Origin of the sequence: Streptomyces sp. Root431 (assembly GCF_001426585.1) — a bacterium.
Classification (GTDB): Bacteria; Actinomycetota; Actinomycetes; order Streptomycetales; family Streptomycetaceae; genus Streptomyces; species Streptomyces stackebrandtii.
Window position 1 is genome coordinate 498,653 of record NZ_LMEI01000007.1, and the last position, 14,210, is coordinate 512,862.

12 protein-coding genes are annotated in these 14,210 nt (G+C 71.2%); 9 read left to right on the plus strand and 3 right to left on the minus strand.

Going from position 1 to position 14,210, the window contains the following annotated elements; genetic code table 11:
- Nucleotides 1–9: 9 nt before the first annotated feature.
- The 3 genes from ASC82_RS09545 (at nt 10) to ASC82_RS09555 (ending at nt 4,572) form a co-directional block, all read left to right on the plus strand.
- Entirely contained in the window at nt 10–690 is a 681-nt protein-coding gene (locus tag ASC82_RS09545) for a TetR/AcrR family transcriptional regulator (RefSeq protein ID WP_056644918.1), read from the plus strand.
- A 90-nt stretch (nt 691–780) separates the two neighbouring features.
- Nucleotides 781–2,601 carry a cellulose synthase catalytic subunit gene (locus ASC82_RS09550; protein ID WP_056644164.1) on the plus strand — a complete coding sequence of 607 codons (1,821 nt, stop codon included), beginning with the start codon at nt 781–783 and terminating at the stop codon, nt 2,599–2,601.
- Nucleotides 2,602–2,604: 3 nt separating this feature from the next.
- Complete coding sequence (locus ASC82_RS09555) at nt 2,605–4,572, plus strand: kelch motif-containing protein (RefSeq protein ID WP_056644166.1); 1,968 nt, start codon at nt 2,605–2,607, stop codon at nt 4,570–4,572.
- A gap of 12 nt (nt 4,573–4,584) precedes the next feature.
- Here the strand turns inward: ASC82_RS09555 and ASC82_RS09560 are convergent, their stop codons facing one another.
- Entirely contained in the window at nt 4,585–5,616 is a 1,032-nt protein-coding gene (locus ASC82_RS09560) for a glycoside hydrolase family 6 protein (protein WP_056644168.1), read from the minus strand.
- Between the two features lie 82 nt (nt 5,617–5,698).
- Nucleotides 5,699–6,691, minus strand: coding sequence for a DUF5937 family protein (locus ASC82_RS09565; protein ID WP_056644170.1), 993 nt, complete (start codon nt 6,689–6,691; stop codon nt 5,699–5,701).
- Between the two features lie 108 nt (nt 6,692–6,799).
- On the opposite strand from ASC82_RS09565, the gene ASC82_RS09570 reads away from it, so the two are divergent.
- The 4 genes from ASC82_RS09570 (at nt 6,800) to ASC82_RS09585 (ending at nt 10,861) form a co-directional block, all read left to right on the plus strand.
- Nucleotides 6,800–8,149 (plus strand): MFS transporter, encoded by a 1,350-nt coding sequence (locus ASC82_RS09570; protein ID WP_242427618.1) that lies wholly within the window; start codon nt 6,800–6,802, stop codon nt 8,147–8,149.
- A 42-nt stretch (nt 8,150–8,191) separates the two neighbouring features.
- Complete coding sequence (locus ASC82_RS09575) at nt 8,192–8,701, plus strand: MarR family transcriptional regulator (protein ID WP_024755257.1); 510 nt, start codon at nt 8,192–8,194, stop codon at nt 8,699–8,701.
- Nucleotides 8,702–8,744: 43 nt separating this feature from the next.
- Nucleotides 8,745–9,077 (plus strand): DUF3817 domain-containing protein, encoded by a 333-nt coding sequence (locus tag ASC82_RS09580; protein WP_056644172.1) that lies wholly within the window; start codon nt 8,745–8,747, stop codon nt 9,075–9,077.
- A gap of 83 nt (nt 9,078–9,160) precedes the next feature.
- Entirely contained in the window at nt 9,161–10,861 is a 1,701-nt protein-coding gene (locus ASC82_RS09585) for a methylmalonyl-CoA mutase family protein (RefSeq protein ID WP_056644174.1), read from the plus strand.
- A gap of 68 nt (nt 10,862–10,929) precedes the next feature.
- Here the strand turns inward: ASC82_RS09585 and ASC82_RS09590 are convergent, their stop codons facing one another.
- Nucleotides 10,930–11,559 carry a TetR/AcrR family transcriptional regulator gene (locus ASC82_RS09590; RefSeq protein ID WP_024755254.1) on the minus strand — a complete coding sequence of 210 codons (630 nt, stop codon included), beginning with the start codon at nt 11,557–11,559 and terminating at the stop codon, nt 10,930–10,932.
- A gap of 320 nt (nt 11,560–11,879) precedes the next feature.
- On the opposite strand from ASC82_RS09590, the gene ASC82_RS09595 reads away from it, so the two are divergent.
- Together ASC82_RS09595 and ASC82_RS09600 are read left to right on the plus strand one after the other, a co-directional pair.
- Nucleotides 11,880–12,851 carry a tetratricopeptide repeat protein gene (locus tag ASC82_RS09595; protein WP_079039169.1) on the plus strand — a complete coding sequence of 324 codons (972 nt, stop codon included), beginning with the start codon at nt 11,880–11,882 and terminating at the stop codon, nt 12,849–12,851.
- 602 nt (nt 12,852–13,453) lie between these two features.
- A complete protein-coding gene (locus tag ASC82_RS09600; protein WP_056644177.1) occupies nt 13,454–14,134 on the plus strand; it encodes a DUF6230 family protein in 681 nt (226 codons plus the stop codon).
- The last annotated feature ends 76 nt before the right edge of the window (nt 14,135–14,210 follow it).

Genomic DNA, 14,210 nt, shown 5'->3' on the forward strand with positions numbered 1-14,210 from the left:
GGGAACACCGTGGTCGGCAAGGCCGCCGCCGGAGCGAAGGGCCAGGACGCCCGGAGCCAGGAGACCCGGGACAAGCTGCTCGACGGCGCCCTGCGCACCCTCGTCGAGCAGGGCATCGCCAAGGCCTCCGCCCGCGCCATCGCGACCACCGCCGGGGTCAACCAGGCCCTCGTCTTCTACCACTTCGGCTCCGTCGACGAGCTCCTCGCCGCCGCCTGCCGACGCGGCGCCGAGCTGCGGGTCGCCCGCCACCGCGAGCGGCTCCGCTCCGTCACCAGCCTCTCCGAGCTCCTCGCCTTCGGGCGCGAGATGCACGCCGAGGAGCGGGACGCCGGACACGTCGCCGTCCTCGGGCAGCTGCTCGCCGGGGCCCAGACCCACCCCCGGCTCGCCCCGGCCACCGCCGCCGGGCTCGACCTGTGGATCGCCGAGATCGAGCAGGTCCTCGTCCGCGTCCTCGCCGGGACCCCGCTCGCCGAGTTCACCGACCCGGCGGGCCTCGCCCGCGCCGTCGCCGCCTCCTTCGTCGGCCTCGAACTGTACGAGGGCGTCGACCCGGCCGGCGCGGAGGCCGCGCTCACCGCCCTCGAGCAGCTCGGCGCCCTGATGGCCGCGGTGGAGGAGCTGAACCCGGTCGCGCGGAAGGCCGTCACGTACACGCTGCGATGGCAGAGCGGCCGCGGCCGGTAAGGACGCCCACTCGGACTACTCCAGTCGACACGCCGAACGATCTCCCCTTTTGTTGGGGTATCGACCCGTTCGACGACAGCTGGAGGCACCGTGCGGCCGGGAGGCTACGACTACGACACCTACAGCCGACTCGCCGGTCCGCTCACGGACCCGGACCCGGACCCGGCGGCCTACACGGTGCAGTACCGAAGTCTGCTCTCGAAGGAGCCGCACCGAATACGAGCCGTCCTGCTCATGTGCCTGGCGCCTGTCCTGTCGGCGCTGCTCCTCGCCTATCTCGTCTGGCCGAGCCACTGGACCGTCCGCGAGGGCGGCGAACGCTGGCTCGTCCACCTCGACACCGTCATGCTCGTGTCGATCGGCCTCATCTGCTTCTTCATGCTGGTGAACGTCACGTCGATCGCCCACGCCACGATGGTCGCCCGCGACCCGATACCCGTCCACGAGGAGCCGGGCACCCGCGTCGCCTTCCTCACCACGTACGTCCCGGGCAAGGAACCGCTCTCCATGGTCCGCGGCACCCTCGAAGGTGCCGTCCGGCTGCGGCACGACGGCCCGCTGGACGTCTGGCTCCTCGACGAGGGCGACTCCGCCGACGCCAAGGCGCTCTGCGCCGAGCTCGGCGTCCGCCACTTCACCCGCGCCGGCGTCCCCGAGTGGAACCGCAAGAAGGGCGTGCACAAGGCGAGGACCAAGCACGGCAACTACAACGCCTGGCTCGCCATGCACGGGGACGAGTACGACTTCTTCGCCTCCGTCGACACCGACCACGTCCCGCTCCCCAACTTCCTGGAGCGGATGCTCGGCTACTTCCGCGACCCCGACATCGCCTTCGTCGTCGGACCGCAGGTGTACGGCAACTACACGAGCATCGTCACCAAGGCCGCCGAGTCGCAGCAGTTCCTCTTCCACGCCCTCATCCAGCGGGCCGGGAACCGCTACCGCGCGCCCATGTTCGTCGGCACGAACAACATCGTCCGGATCTCCGCCCTCAAGCAGATCGGCGGCCTGTACGACTCCGTCACCGAGGACATGGCCACCGGCTTCGAACTGCACCGCAGGAAGAACCCGCGCACCGGCCACTTCTGGCGCTCCGTCTACACCCCCGACGTGCTCGCGGTCGGCGAGGGCCCGGCCTCCTGGACCGACTTCTTCACCCAGCAGCTGCGCTGGTCCCGGGGCACGTACGAAACGATCGTCAAGCAGTTCTGGAAGGCGCCCTTCCGCACTCCGCCGGGGCGCTTCCTCAACTACACGCTGATGCTCGTCTACTACCCCATGACGGCCGTCAACTGGTTCGTCGGCATCCTCAGCTGCGTCCTCTACCTCTGGCTCGGCGCCTCCGGCACCCAGGTCTCCACCCAGGTCTGGCTGATGATCTACAGCGACGCCGTCGCCCTCCAGATCGGGCTCTACCTCTGGAACCGGCGGCACAACGTCTCCCCGCACGAACCCGAGGGCTCCGGCGGCCTCGCCGGCATGGCGATGTCCGCGCTCTCCGCGCCCATCTACCTCAAGTCCCTCGGCTCCGCGGCCCTCCGCACCCGCGGGCGCTTCGTCGTCACCCCCAAGGGCGGTGAGGCCAGCCCCGACCGGATCACCACCTTCCGCATCCACCTCTACTGGGCGGTGATCCTCATCGCCTCGCTCGTCGCCTCCGTCCACTACGGCCACACCCACGCGGCCATGCGCACCTGGGCGTCCCTCGCCCTGGTCGTCGCCCTGACCCCGGTCTCCCTCTGGGCCTGGACGACCGTACGGGCCCGGCGTGTGCAGCGCGTCCGGGACCGCGCACGGGCACGCGCCCGCAGCCGCGGCCTCGCGGACGCCCGCGAAGGCGTCACCGTCCTCCCGGCCGCCATTCCGCCCACGCCTGCCGCACCGGCCCCGACGACCACCGGAGGGAACTGAGCCATGGCCTACCGGCCGTCGAAGAAGTTCAAGAAGACGCTGCTCGGCAGCGGGGCCGTCGTGGTCCTCGCCGCGCTGAACGCCCCCGCCGCCGTCTCCTTCGCGGAGGAGAAGTACCACGCGTACAAGATCGCCCAGCCCGGCTACCGGAAGGAGTTCGGCTCCTGGGCGGAGGTGGACGTCCCCGCCGAGTACCGCATCAACGCCATCCACGCGGCCCTCCTGCACACCGGCAAGGTGCTGCTGATCGCCGGCTCGGGCAACGACCAGAAGAACTTCGACGCCGGGACCTTCGAGACCATCCTCTGGGATCCGGCCAAGAACACCTTCAAGAAGATCCCCACCCCCGTGGACTTCTTCTGCTCCGGCCACACCCAGCTCCCCGACGGACGGCTGCTCGTCGCCGGTGGCACCGCCCGCTACGAGGTCCTCGGCGACGGCGTCGAGAAGGCCGGCGGCGGCATGCGGGTCAAGAACGAGAGCCCCGACAAGGCGGTCACCCTCAAGAAGGGCACCGTCTTCCGCTCGCCGTCCGGGATCGAGTACGTCTCCAAGTTCGACGTCACCGTCCCCAAGGCCAAGCGCGAGTTCGAGATCTCGTACTTCAAGAGCGGCCAGATGAAGCCCTGGGAGACCAAGGTCACCGCCGCCGAGTCGCGGGTCTTCGTCGAGGCGAGGAAGGCGGGCCCGCAGGCCCTCACCACCGAGGCCGCGCAGTACGAGGTCGTCGGCCTCAAGGGCGAGGAGGCCGACAACGTCTACGGCCTCGCGCAGAAGCTCACCACCGAGAAGCAGGACTTCCAGGGCATCAAGGGCGCCTACGAGTTCGACCCGAAGGCCGAGAGGTACATCCCCGTCGCCCCCATGAAGGACGCCCGCTGGTACCCCACCCTCGTCACCCTCGGCGACGGCAAGGTCCTCGCCGTCTCCGGGCTCAACGACGTCGGCGACGTCGTCCCCGGCGACAACGAGATCTACGACCCCGAGACCAAGAAGTGGTCCAGGGGCCCCTTCCGCTACTTCCCCACCTACCCCGCCCTCTTCCTCACCAAGGGCGGCAAGCTCCTCTACACCGGCTCCAACGCCGGCTACGGCCCCGCCGAGAAGGGCCGCGAACCCGGCCTGTGGGACCTGGAGAAGAACTCCTTCACCAAGCTCGGCGGGCTCACCGCCCCCGACCAGCTGGAGACCTCCGCCTCCCTGATGCTGCCGCCCGTCCAGGACCAGAAGGTCATGGTCCTCGGCGGCGGCGGGGTCGGCGAGTCCCCGAAGTCCACCGCCCGCACCTCGATCGTCGACCTCTCCAAGGACAGCCCCGTCTTCACCGACGGACCCGCGCTCCCGCAGGGCACCCGCTACCTCAGCAGCGTCCTGCTGCCCGACGACACCGTCTTCACCAGCGGCGGGTCCGAGCAGTACCGGGGCCGCAGCGGCAGCGACATCCTCAAGGCGCAGTTCTACGACCCCAGGACCAACGCCTTCACCGAGGCCGCCGAACCCACCGTCGGCCGCAACTACCACTCCGAGGCGCTGCTGCTCCCCGACGGCCGGGTCGCCACCTTCGGCTCCGACCCGCTCTTCGACGACAAGGACAACACCAAGCTCGGTACGTTCGAGCAGCGCATCGAGGTCTTCACCCCGCCCTACCTCCATCAGGCGGGCACCGACCGGCCCGCCCTGGGCGAGGGCCCGCAGGAGCTCGACCAGAACGGCCGCGCCACCTTCAGGACCGCCGACGCCGGGCGGATCGTCAAGGCCCGGCTGATGCGGCCCAGCGCCGTCACCCACACGACGGACGTCGAACAGCGCTCGGTGGAGCTCGGCCTGACGAAGGGGCAGGACGGCAAGACCGTCACCGTCGCCGTACCGCAGGACCGCACGCTCGTGCCGCCCGGCTGGTACATGCTCTTCGTGGCGGACGCGAACGGCATCCCGAGCGAGGCGAAGTGGATCCAGGTGGGGGAGGGGTGAGGACGGAGGCGCCTATGACTTGGCGCGCCGCGCCAGGCCCAGGGCGTACTCCGGCCACCACGTCCCGGCGGCCGGGCCGCCCCGGCACTGACCGTCCGAGTCGCCGGGGCGCTTGATCCACAGATAGGCGTCGACCAGCTCGTCCCCGGTCCGGTCCGTCGGCGGTACGCCGAGGGCCCGGCCCGGCGGATTGCACCAGGCCTCCGCCCGGTCACCCGGGAGGGGGCCGTCGCCGTTCCGGCTGGTGTCCACCGTGAAGTGGGTGCCGCCGAGCAGCCCCGAGAGCGTCGAGCCGAAGCCCTTCACCGTGTCGTTCGTCTGGAAGTTGGAGACGTTCAGCGAGAAGCCGTCGGCGCGGGCGATGCCCGCCCGCCGCAGCGGCTCCACCAGCTTGCCCGGGTCGTCGATCCACGCCGGATTGCCCGCGTCCAGATAGACCCGGGTGCGCGGCTGCCGCTTGAGCCGCTCGATCGCCTCGGATAGCAGCAGGTAGCGCTCGTCGTGGTACTGCGCCGGGGTGCAGCCGTCCACGATGTGCGGCACCGCGTCCGGCTCCAGGACGACGATCGCGGGGGAGTCCCCGACCGCGGAGGCGAAGGCGTCGACCCAGTTCCGGTAGGCCTGCGCGTCGTGCGAGCCGCCCGCCGAGTACATCCCGCAGTCGCGGTGCGGGATGTTGTACGCGACGAAGACCGGGGTCCGGCCGTCTGCCGCCGCGCCCCGGACCGCGCGCGTCACCTCGGGGACGGGGTCGTCCCCGGCCGGCCAGTCCGCGACCGGCCGCTCCGCGATCCGCTTCAGGACCTCGGCGTCCTCGGTCCTGCCCTCCGCCTCGTACCGCTTGACCTGCTTCGCCGCGTCGCTCTCCGGGTCGACCCAGAAGGGGGAACCGGCGGAGGGGGCCGGCGCCTCGCCCGCCGAGCCCTCGCCGGCCGCGGAGGGCGGGCCGACGGGCGTCCTCGGGGACTCGTCCGTGGAGCATCCGGTCAGGAGCAGCGCGGAGACGAGGGTCAGGGCGGCGGCGGTGACGGTGCGGCGGGACATCCGGCCCCCAGGGTCGGGTACGTCGGGTACGGCGGGCGTACACGGGAGGTACGGGACAATCGGGGCCATCGTGGCATGACGGTCATTCGCTTCCGGGCTGCGACACCGCGATCCCCAGCGGCGTCCGCTCGTACAGCACCTGGTGGCCGTACCGCCGGGACGCCAGGAGTCCCGCGTCCCGCAGCACCGCCAGATGGGAGGAGACGGTGGACGCCGCCCGGCCGAGGAGATGCGCCAGCGCCGTCGTCCCCATCGGCTCCGTCAGCGCGCACAGCACGTCCGCCCGCACCGGGCCGAGGAGGCGCCCGAGGGCCTCCGGAGTCCGGTCCCGGGGCTCGGCCCACAGCCCGCCGATCCCGCGCGCCGGATAGGCCACGGTCGGCTGCCACGGCGGGTCGAAACCGCTCACCACATCGGGCCAGGTGAAGACCGAGGGCATGAGGACGAGCCCCTGCCCGTCCAGCGGACGGTCGTGCTCCCCGGCGTAGGCGACCTGGAGGGTCGCGGTCTCGGCGGCCCAGGCGAAGGCCGGGTGCAGCTCGCTCAGGAGCCGTTCGAGCCCGCCCTCCGCGAGCCGGCGCGAGTGGTACGCCACGTCCGCCTCCAGGAGCGCCCGCAGCCGGGGCCACTCGGGGGCGATCAGCGCCTCCCAGGCCGCCTCCAGGAGCACGGTCAGCCGCCGCACCCCGTCGGCCGGATCGGCGAGCAGCCGCCGCCCCTCCTCCGTACCGGCCGCCCCCGGCGTCTCGGCGAGCGCCCGCTCGAAGTCGATGAGCGCGACGGCCGGGTCGGTCTCCCGCACGGCGGCGATCTCCTCGTCGAAGGTGGCGGCGGGCCCCAGCGGCGGCGGGTAGAGGAAGTCCGGGCTGTGCCCGCGGAGCGGCATGAGCAGCTGGAGCGGCCCGAGGTCGAGCCCCCGCGCGGCGCCCGCGATCCGCCGCATCCACGGCAGGTGGTAGCTCTGCTTCCCGGGCCGCGCGAGGACCCGCACGGCGGAGTGCGTCTCCCAGAGCGGCGAGATCGCGAACCGGATCCGCAGGGGATCGGCCTCGCCGAAGCGCAGGTGGTACGGCACGGGGGCCTCTCACTCCGGACGTCGGAACGCCGGAACCGGGGTCGCAGGAACATTCGCGTGGAGCCGAAAGTCTAGGGCGCGGGCACCACCCGACGGCACGCTGCCGCCATGCCCGATCCCGCTTCTCCCGCCACCTCCCTGCCCGATCCCGCTTCCCCGGCCGCGTCCTTGCCCGGTCCCGCTTCTCCCACCACCTCCCTCACCGGCCCCGCTTCCCCCGCCGCCTCCCTGCCCGCCGCCGCCCCGGAGCCACCCGCGGGCCCGGCCGACCGCCCCGGCTACCGGGCCGTGTTCCGGGTGCGGGAGTTCCGGTTCGTCTTCGTGGCGCACCTCTTCTCCCTCCTCGGGGTCGTCGTCAGCGAACTCGCCCTCACCGTGCTCGTCTACGACCTCACCCGCTCCCCGCTCCTCTCCTCCCTCACCTTCGCCCTCGGCTTCCTCCCCTACCTCATCGGCGGCACCCTCCTCGCCGGCCTCACCGACCGTCTCCCGCCCCGCCGGATCCTCGTCGTCTGCGACCTCGTCTGCTCCGCCTGCGTGGCCGCGATGGTCGTCCCCGCGACCCCCGTCGCCGTCCTGCTCGTCCTGCGCTGCGCCATCGCCGTCGTCTCGCCCGTCTTCAACGGCACCCGGATGGCGACCCTCGCCGACATCCTGGGCGAGGGCGACCTCTTCGTCCTCGGCCGCTCCCTCCTGCGGATCGTCTCGCAGAGCGCCCTCCTCGCCGGCTTCGCCGTCGGCGGCGTCCTCCTCACCGTCGTCCCGCCGCGCGGCGCCCTTGCCGTCACCACCGTCACCTTCCTCGTCTCGGCGCTGCTGCTGCGCCTCGGTACCGCCCGCCGCCCCGCCCGCGCCGCCGCGTCCGCCGCCGCCGGGCTCTCCGGCACCTGGGCCGTCCTGCGGAACCGGCGCGTGCGCGCCCTGATGCTGATGTTCTGGGTGCCGCCGCTCTTCGCCGTCGTCCCCGAGGCGCTCGCCGCCCCCTACGCCGACGAGATCGGCGTCTCCACCGCCGCCCTCGGGCTTCTCATGTGCGCGCTGCCCGTCGGCACCATCGCGGGCGAGCTCTTCGCCGGGTCCTTCCTCAGTGCGGCCACCCGCTCCCGGATCGTGCTCCCGCTCGCGGTGACCGGCGTCCTCCCCTATCTCCTGTACGCCCCCGAGCCCGGCGTCGCCCTCGCGGTCGCCGCGCTCTTCCTGGCGGGGGCCACCGGCGCGTACACCCTCGGTCTCGACGCCTGGTTCGTCGCCGCCGTCCCCGAGGAGCAGCGGGGGAGGGCCATGACCCTGATGACGGCGGGCATGATGACCGTCCAGGGGATCGGCATGGCGGGCGCCGGGATCGCGGCCGAGTTCGCCCCCGTCCACACGGTCGTCGCGGGCACGGGCGTCGTCGGCACGCTCTGTCTGCTCGCCGCCGCGGCGGAGCTGAGGGCCTCCGCGGCGACCGAGAAGTGAGACGGGGCTGACCGTCAAGTTCCCCATGGGTAAGGTCGACGCGTGCCGAAGCCGCTCAGTCTCCCCTTCGACCCCATCGCCCGCGCCGACGAACTCTGGCAGAAGCGCTGGGGCCCGGTCCCCTCGATGGCCGCGATCACCTCGATCATGCGCGCCCACCAGATCCTCCTCGCGGAGGTCGACGCCGTCGTCAAGCCGTACGGGCTGACCTTCGCGCGGTACGAGGCCCTGGTCCTGCTCACCTTCTCCAAGGCGGGCGAGCTGCCGATGTCCAAGATCGGCGAGCGGCTGATGGTGCACCCCACCTCGGTGACGAACACCGTGGACCGGCTCGTGAAGTCCGGCCTCGTCGACAAGCGTCCGAACCCCAACGACGGCCGCGGCACCCTGGCGACCATCACCGAGAAGGGGCGCGAGGTGGTCGAGTCCGCGACCCGCGACTTGATGGATATGGAGTTCGGTCTCGGTGCGTACGACGCCGAGGAATGCGGCGAGATCTTCGCGATGCTGCGGCCGCTGCGGGTGAGCGCGCACGATTTCGACGAGGGCTGACCCGCGCGAAGATCGCCCGGAACGTGCCGTTACGCTCGACGGCATGAAATCCAGCGTGCTGACCCGTTACCGCGTCATGGCCTACGTGACCGCCGTCATGCTGCTCGTGCTGTGCACCTGCATGATCTTCAAGTACGGGTTCGACAAGGGCGAGGACGTGACCTTCGCGGTCTCCCAGGCCCACGGCGTCCTCTACATCATCTACCTGGTCTTCGCCTTCGATCTGGGCTCCAAGGCCAAGTGGCCGTTCGGCAAGCTCCTGTGGGTGCTGCTCTCCGGGACGATTCCCTTCGCCGCCTTCTTCGTCGAGCGCAAGGTCGTCCGCGACACGTTGCCGCTGGTCACGGACGGTTCTCCGGCCGCCGTGAAGGTCTGACCGAGGCCTGATTCCCCGCCCCGCGCGCCGCGCCGGGCGGTTGGCCATCGACATTTACTAGGACGTCCTAGTAAATTCGAGTCATGGACGCTGACGCCATCGAGGAAGGCCGCCGTCGCTGGCAGGCCCGTTACGACAAGGCCCGCAAGCGGGACGCCGACTTCACCACGCTCTCCGGCGACGCCGTGGAGCCCGTCTACGGGCCCCGGCCCGGCGACACCTACGAGGGGTTCGAGCGCATCGGCTGGCCCGGTGAGTACCCCTACACCCGGGGACTCCACGCGACCGGCTACCGGGGCCGGACCTGGACCATCCGCCAGTTCGCGGGCTTCGGCAACGCCGAGCAGACCAACGAGCGGTACAAGATGATCCTGGAGGCCGGCGGCGGCGGTCTCTCCGTCGCCTTCGACATGCCGACCCTCATGGGCCGCGACTCCGACGACCCGAAGGCGCTCGGCGAGGTCGGCCACTGCGGTGTCGCCATCGACTCCGCCGCCGACATGGAGGTCCTCTTCAAGGACATCCCGCTCGGCGACGTCACCACCTCGATGACGATCTCCGGGCCGGCCGTGCCCGTCTTCTGCATGTACCTGGTCGCCGCCGAGCGCCAGGGCGTCGATCCGGCCGTGCTCAACGGCACGCTCCAGACCGACATCTTCAAGGAGTACATCGCGCAGAAGGAGTGGCTCTTCGAGCCCGAGCCCCACCTGCGCCTCATCGGCGACCTCATGGAGCACTGCGCGGAGGGCATCCCCGCGTACAAGCCGCTCTCCGTCTCCGGCTACCACATCCGCGAGGCCGGGGCGACGGCCGCGCAGGAGCTCGCGTACACCCTCGCCGACGGCTTCGGCTACGTGGAGCTGGGCCTCTCGCGCGGCCTCGACGTCGACGTCTTCGCCCCCGGCCTCTCCTTCTTCTTCGACGCGCACCTCGACTTCTTCGAGGAGATCGCCAAGTTCCGCGCGGCCCGCCGGATCTGGGCGCGCTGGATGAAGGAGGTCTACGGCGCCAAGACCGACAAGGCGCAGTGGCTCCGCTTCCACACGCAGACCGCCGGCGTCTCCCTCACCGCCCAGCAGCCGTACAACAACGTCGTCCGTACGGCGGTCGAGGCCCTCTCCGCCGTCCTCGGCGGCACCAACTCCCTCCACACCAACGCCCTCGACGAGACCCTCGCGCTGCCCAGCGCGCAGGCCGCCGAGATCGCGCTCCGCACGCAGCAGGTGCTGATGGAGGAGACGGGCGTGGCCAACGTGGCCGACCCGCTGGGCGGCTCCTGGTACGTCGAGCAGCTCACCGACCGCATCGAGGCCGACGCCGAGCGGATCTTCGACCAGATCAAGGAGCGCGGCCGCCGCGCCCACCCGGACGGGCAGCACCCGATCGGGCCGATCACCTCGGGCATCCTGCGCGGGATCGAGGACGGCTGGTTCACCGGCGAGATCGCCGAGTCCGCCTTCCAGTACCAGCAGTCCCTGGAGAAGGGCGACAAGCGGGTCGTCGGCGTCAACACCGCCCACGGCTCCGTCACCGGCGACCTGGAGATCCTGCGGGTCAGCCACGAGGTCGAGTGGGAGCAGGTCCGGGTCCTCGGCGAGCGCAAGGGTCGCCGCGACGACGCCAAGGTCCGCGCCTCGATCGACGCGATGCTCACGGCGGCCCGGGACGGCTCGAACATGATCGCCCCGATGCTGGAGGCCGTACGCGCCGAGGCGACGCTCGGCGAGATCTGCAACGCGCTGCGCGACGAGTGGGGCATCTACACGGAGCCCCCGGGCTTCTAGGGCCCAGAGACACGACGGCAGGGGCGGTACGGGAGTTCCCGTGTACTTCCTTGCTGTCGCCGCTCTCCCTAACCGAGGGCGGCCACCGCGCCCAGGCCGCCCACGAGGAGGGCCGAGAGGCGGGCCACCCACTCGCCGTCGACCGGTTCGGCGCTCACCAGGGCGCGGTGGACGACCGCGCCCGCGATGACGTCGAAGATGAGGTCGTCCGTGGCGTCCACGGCGACCGGATCGCGGTCCGCGGGGAGTTCGCCGCGCTGCTGCGCCCGCCGACGGCCCGCCAGGACGAGGCGCTTCTGGCGGTCGACGATCGAGGCGCGTATGCGCTCGCGGAGCGGAGCGTCCCGGGTCGACTCGGCCACCACCGCCATCAGGGCCGTCTTGGTCTCCGGGCGTTCGAGGAGCGCCGCGAACTGGAGGACGACGTGCTCGATGTCGGCCTGGAGGGAACCCAGGTCGGGCAGTTCGAGTTCATCGAAGAGGACGGCGACGGCGTCCACCACGAGCTCGTTCTTGTTGGCCCAGCGGCGGTAGAGGGTCGTCTTCGCAACCCCGGCGCGGCCGGCGACGTCCCCCATCGTGAGCTTGGACCAGCCGAGGTCGACCAGGGCGGCGCGGGTCGCCTCCAGGATGGCCGTGTCGGCCTCGGTGGAGCGAGGGCGTCCGGTTCGGCTGTTGCGGGGGGTACTGCTGCACATGGACGTCGACCATACCCGTCGGTAGGTACGGCGCCAGAGGCGCGTGATGTGAGGCAGTTCACCGAGCGGATCGCTCTCGCGCCCTCCCCGCCGATCCCCCCGGAGAGTTACGCTACGACCTGTAGCGAAAGGCTTTGAGCGGCCCGAGCGACAACCAAGTGCCGGGTGGGGATCCGGCAGGCATCGGGTGGGGACCCGGTGCGAAGAGAAGACGAAGAACCGTGTTGCCCAGGCGTCTCGCACACCGGCGGGAGGCGTGCGGGCGGCACGGTTCAGCCATGACTTACCGGTTACGCGCGCGGAAGGGGGAGGATGTACGCATGCAGCCCCGAAACATGTCCATGAGCGGCGTCGTCGACCTCGCCGCGGTGAAGGCGGCCGGAGAGGCCAAGACCAAGGCGGAGCAGGTCCGAGCCGAGGCCGCCCGGCAGGGTGGCTCCGCCGCGGTGCCCCCCTCCGCCCTGGTGATCGACGTCGACGAGGCCGGCTTCGAGCGCGATGTGATCCAGCGCTCCGCCGAGGTCCCGGTCGTCCTCGACTTCTGGGCCGAGTGGTGCGAGCCGTGCAAGCAGCTCGGCCCCCTCCTGGAGCGGCTGGCCGTCGAGTACAACGGCCGCTTCCTCCTCGCGAAGATCGACGTCGACGCCAACCAGATGCTGATGCAGCAGTTCGGCATCCAGGGAATTCCGGCCGTTTTCGCGGTGGTCGCCGGACAGGCGCTGCCGCTCTTCCAGGGTGCGGTGCCCGAGGCGCAGATCCGGGAGACCCTCGACCAGCTGATCCAGGTCGGCGAGGAGCGCTTCGGTCTCACGGGCATCGTCGTGGACGCGGACGCGGACGCCGACGGTTCGGCCCCCGCCGCGCGCCCCGTCGGTCCGTACGACGCCCTCCTCGAAGCGGCCATGTCCGCGCTCGACGCGGGTGACCTGGCCGGCGCCGTCCAGGCGTACAAGAACGTGCTCGCCGACGACCCGGCGCACCCGGAGGCCAAGCTGGGCCTGGCCCAGGCCGAGCTCCTCGCCCGGGTCCAGGACCTCGACCCCGCGGTCGTCCGCAAGAACGCGGCGGACAACCAGGCCGACGTCGCCGCGCAGATCGCCGCCGCCGACCTCGACCTGGTGGGCGGTCACGTGGAGGACGCCTTCGGTCGCCTCGTCGAGACCGTGCGGCGCACGGCGGGCGACGACAGGGACGCGGCGCGGCTGCGGCTCCTGGAGCTCTTCGAGGTGATCGGCATCGACGACCCGCGGGTGACGACGGCCCGTCAGGCCCTGGCCCGGGTCCTTTTCTGACGAGCTCCTGAGCTCCGCACAAGGTGCCGGATCGTCCGACGATTTGGCGACACAGCGACAAACGGCGGCCGCGCTTTACCAAAACTTGGTAATCGCGGCCGCTGTTACTTGCAGTAAATCGAACCGAGCGTTCTGTCCGCCTTCATCCGGTCATCTGCTGATATTGGGCGCCACTCGACCGCACCCTGTGTGCCCGTTCGGCGTCGCCCCGCCATGGCCCGGTTATCCACCCGTTACTAGCGAGTAACGAACCCCCTTGTGCGAAGGCCCGGAATCGACCACGATCGGCGACGCTCGGTCCGAACCGCACACCCCGGCAACCAACCGGGATCGCGACGAGGGTCCCCACCGGGCGGGCCGGTGCCCCAGGCGCCGGCCGTGGACAGGGGGGTTCCCGCTCTCACCGAACGGGGCCTGTCCAAACCCGGTCACGCGCAAAGCGTGGCTCATGGTTGTCGCTCGGGAGTGATCGCCGGTGATTCGGACGCGCAGCGCGCCGCCTGATGCCTCGGCGCTCCCCTTCCCGAGGACGTAGCTCTTCTCCATCCCAGGACGGGCCCCCGGCCCTCCCGGAGATGTACGTCCGAGAAGGAGGAATTCTCATGAAGTCCCAGGTTCGTGGCGGAACCAGATGGAAGCGGTTCGCCGTCGTCATGGTCCCGAGCGTGGCCGCGACGGCCGCGATCGGTGTCGGCCTGGCCCAGGGTGCGCTGGCCGCGTCCTTCAGCATCTCCGGCCAGGAGTTCAAGGTCTCCACCGACAGCCTTGTCGGTGAGGAGTTCGTCCAGTACGGCAGCGTCGCCCAGGGCAGCACCCTGGAGGGCAAGCCGTTCGCGGCCCCGGTCGCGGTGTCGGGCTTCGACAACGCCCGCATCACCAACATGTGCCAGTCGGTCGTCACCCCGGTTCCGGGTCTCGGCGACATCACCCTCCGGCTGACGGCGGGCGACAGCGACGCGGCCAAGGCCGGCAACACGGACAAGCAGGTCTACGCCGAGGAGCTCTACCTCGACGTCTCCGACCTCAAGGCCGACGCCCAGTTCACGAACATCGACATCGGTGTCGCAGCCGGCGCGCTCCCCAAGAAGGAGGGCGGGCAGGGCATCCAGCCCGGCGTCGACCCGAGGAGCGTCAACAAGAACGGCTTCGCGCAGCGTGCCGACAAGGTCACGCTGACCAAGGTCCGGCAGAAGGCGTGGGCCACCACGGCCGCCACCTTCCGTCTCCCCGACCTGAGCCTGTCCCTGCACCGGGGCACCGACAAGGAGTGCTTCAAGGGCTGACCGGCTCCTTGAAGGTGCGGGCCGCCCCCGGCGGCCCGCACGCTCTCCGGGGCCCGGCCCCGCTTCTCTTCACATC

Excerpts from the sequence above, each read along its gene's own strand:
- ASC82_RS09585 (WP_056644174.1), top strand. The coding sequence starts at position 9,161 with ATGGACGCTGACGCCATCGAGGAAGGCCGCCGTCGCTGGCAGGCCCGT.
- ASC82_RS09570 (WP_242427618.1), top strand. The coding sequence starts at position 6,800 with ATGCCCGATCCCGCTTCTCCCGCCACCTCCCTGCCCGATCCCGCTTCC.
- ASC82_RS09600 (WP_056644177.1), top strand. The coding sequence starts at position 13,454 with ATGAAGTCCCAGGTTCGTGGCGGAACCAGATGGAAGCGGTTCGCCGTC.
- ASC82_RS09590 (WP_024755254.1), bottom strand. The coding sequence starts at position 11,559 with ATGTGCAGCAGTACCCCCCGCAACAGCCGAACCGGACGCCCTCGCTCC.
- ASC82_RS09560 (WP_056644168.1), bottom strand. The coding sequence starts at position 5,616 with ATGTCCCGCCGCACCGTCACCGCCGCCGCCCTGACCCTCGTCTCCGCG.
- ASC82_RS09555 (WP_056644166.1), top strand. The coding sequence starts at position 2,605 with ATGGCCTACCGGCCGTCGAAGAAGTTCAAGAAGACGCTGCTCGGCAGC.
- ASC82_RS09580 (WP_056644172.1), top strand. The coding sequence starts at position 8,745 with ATGAAATCCAGCGTGCTGACCCGTTACCGCGTCATGGCCTACGTGACC.
- ASC82_RS09595 (WP_079039169.1), top strand. The coding sequence starts at position 11,880 with ATGCAGCCCCGAAACATGTCCATGAGCGGCGTCGTCGACCTCGCCGCG.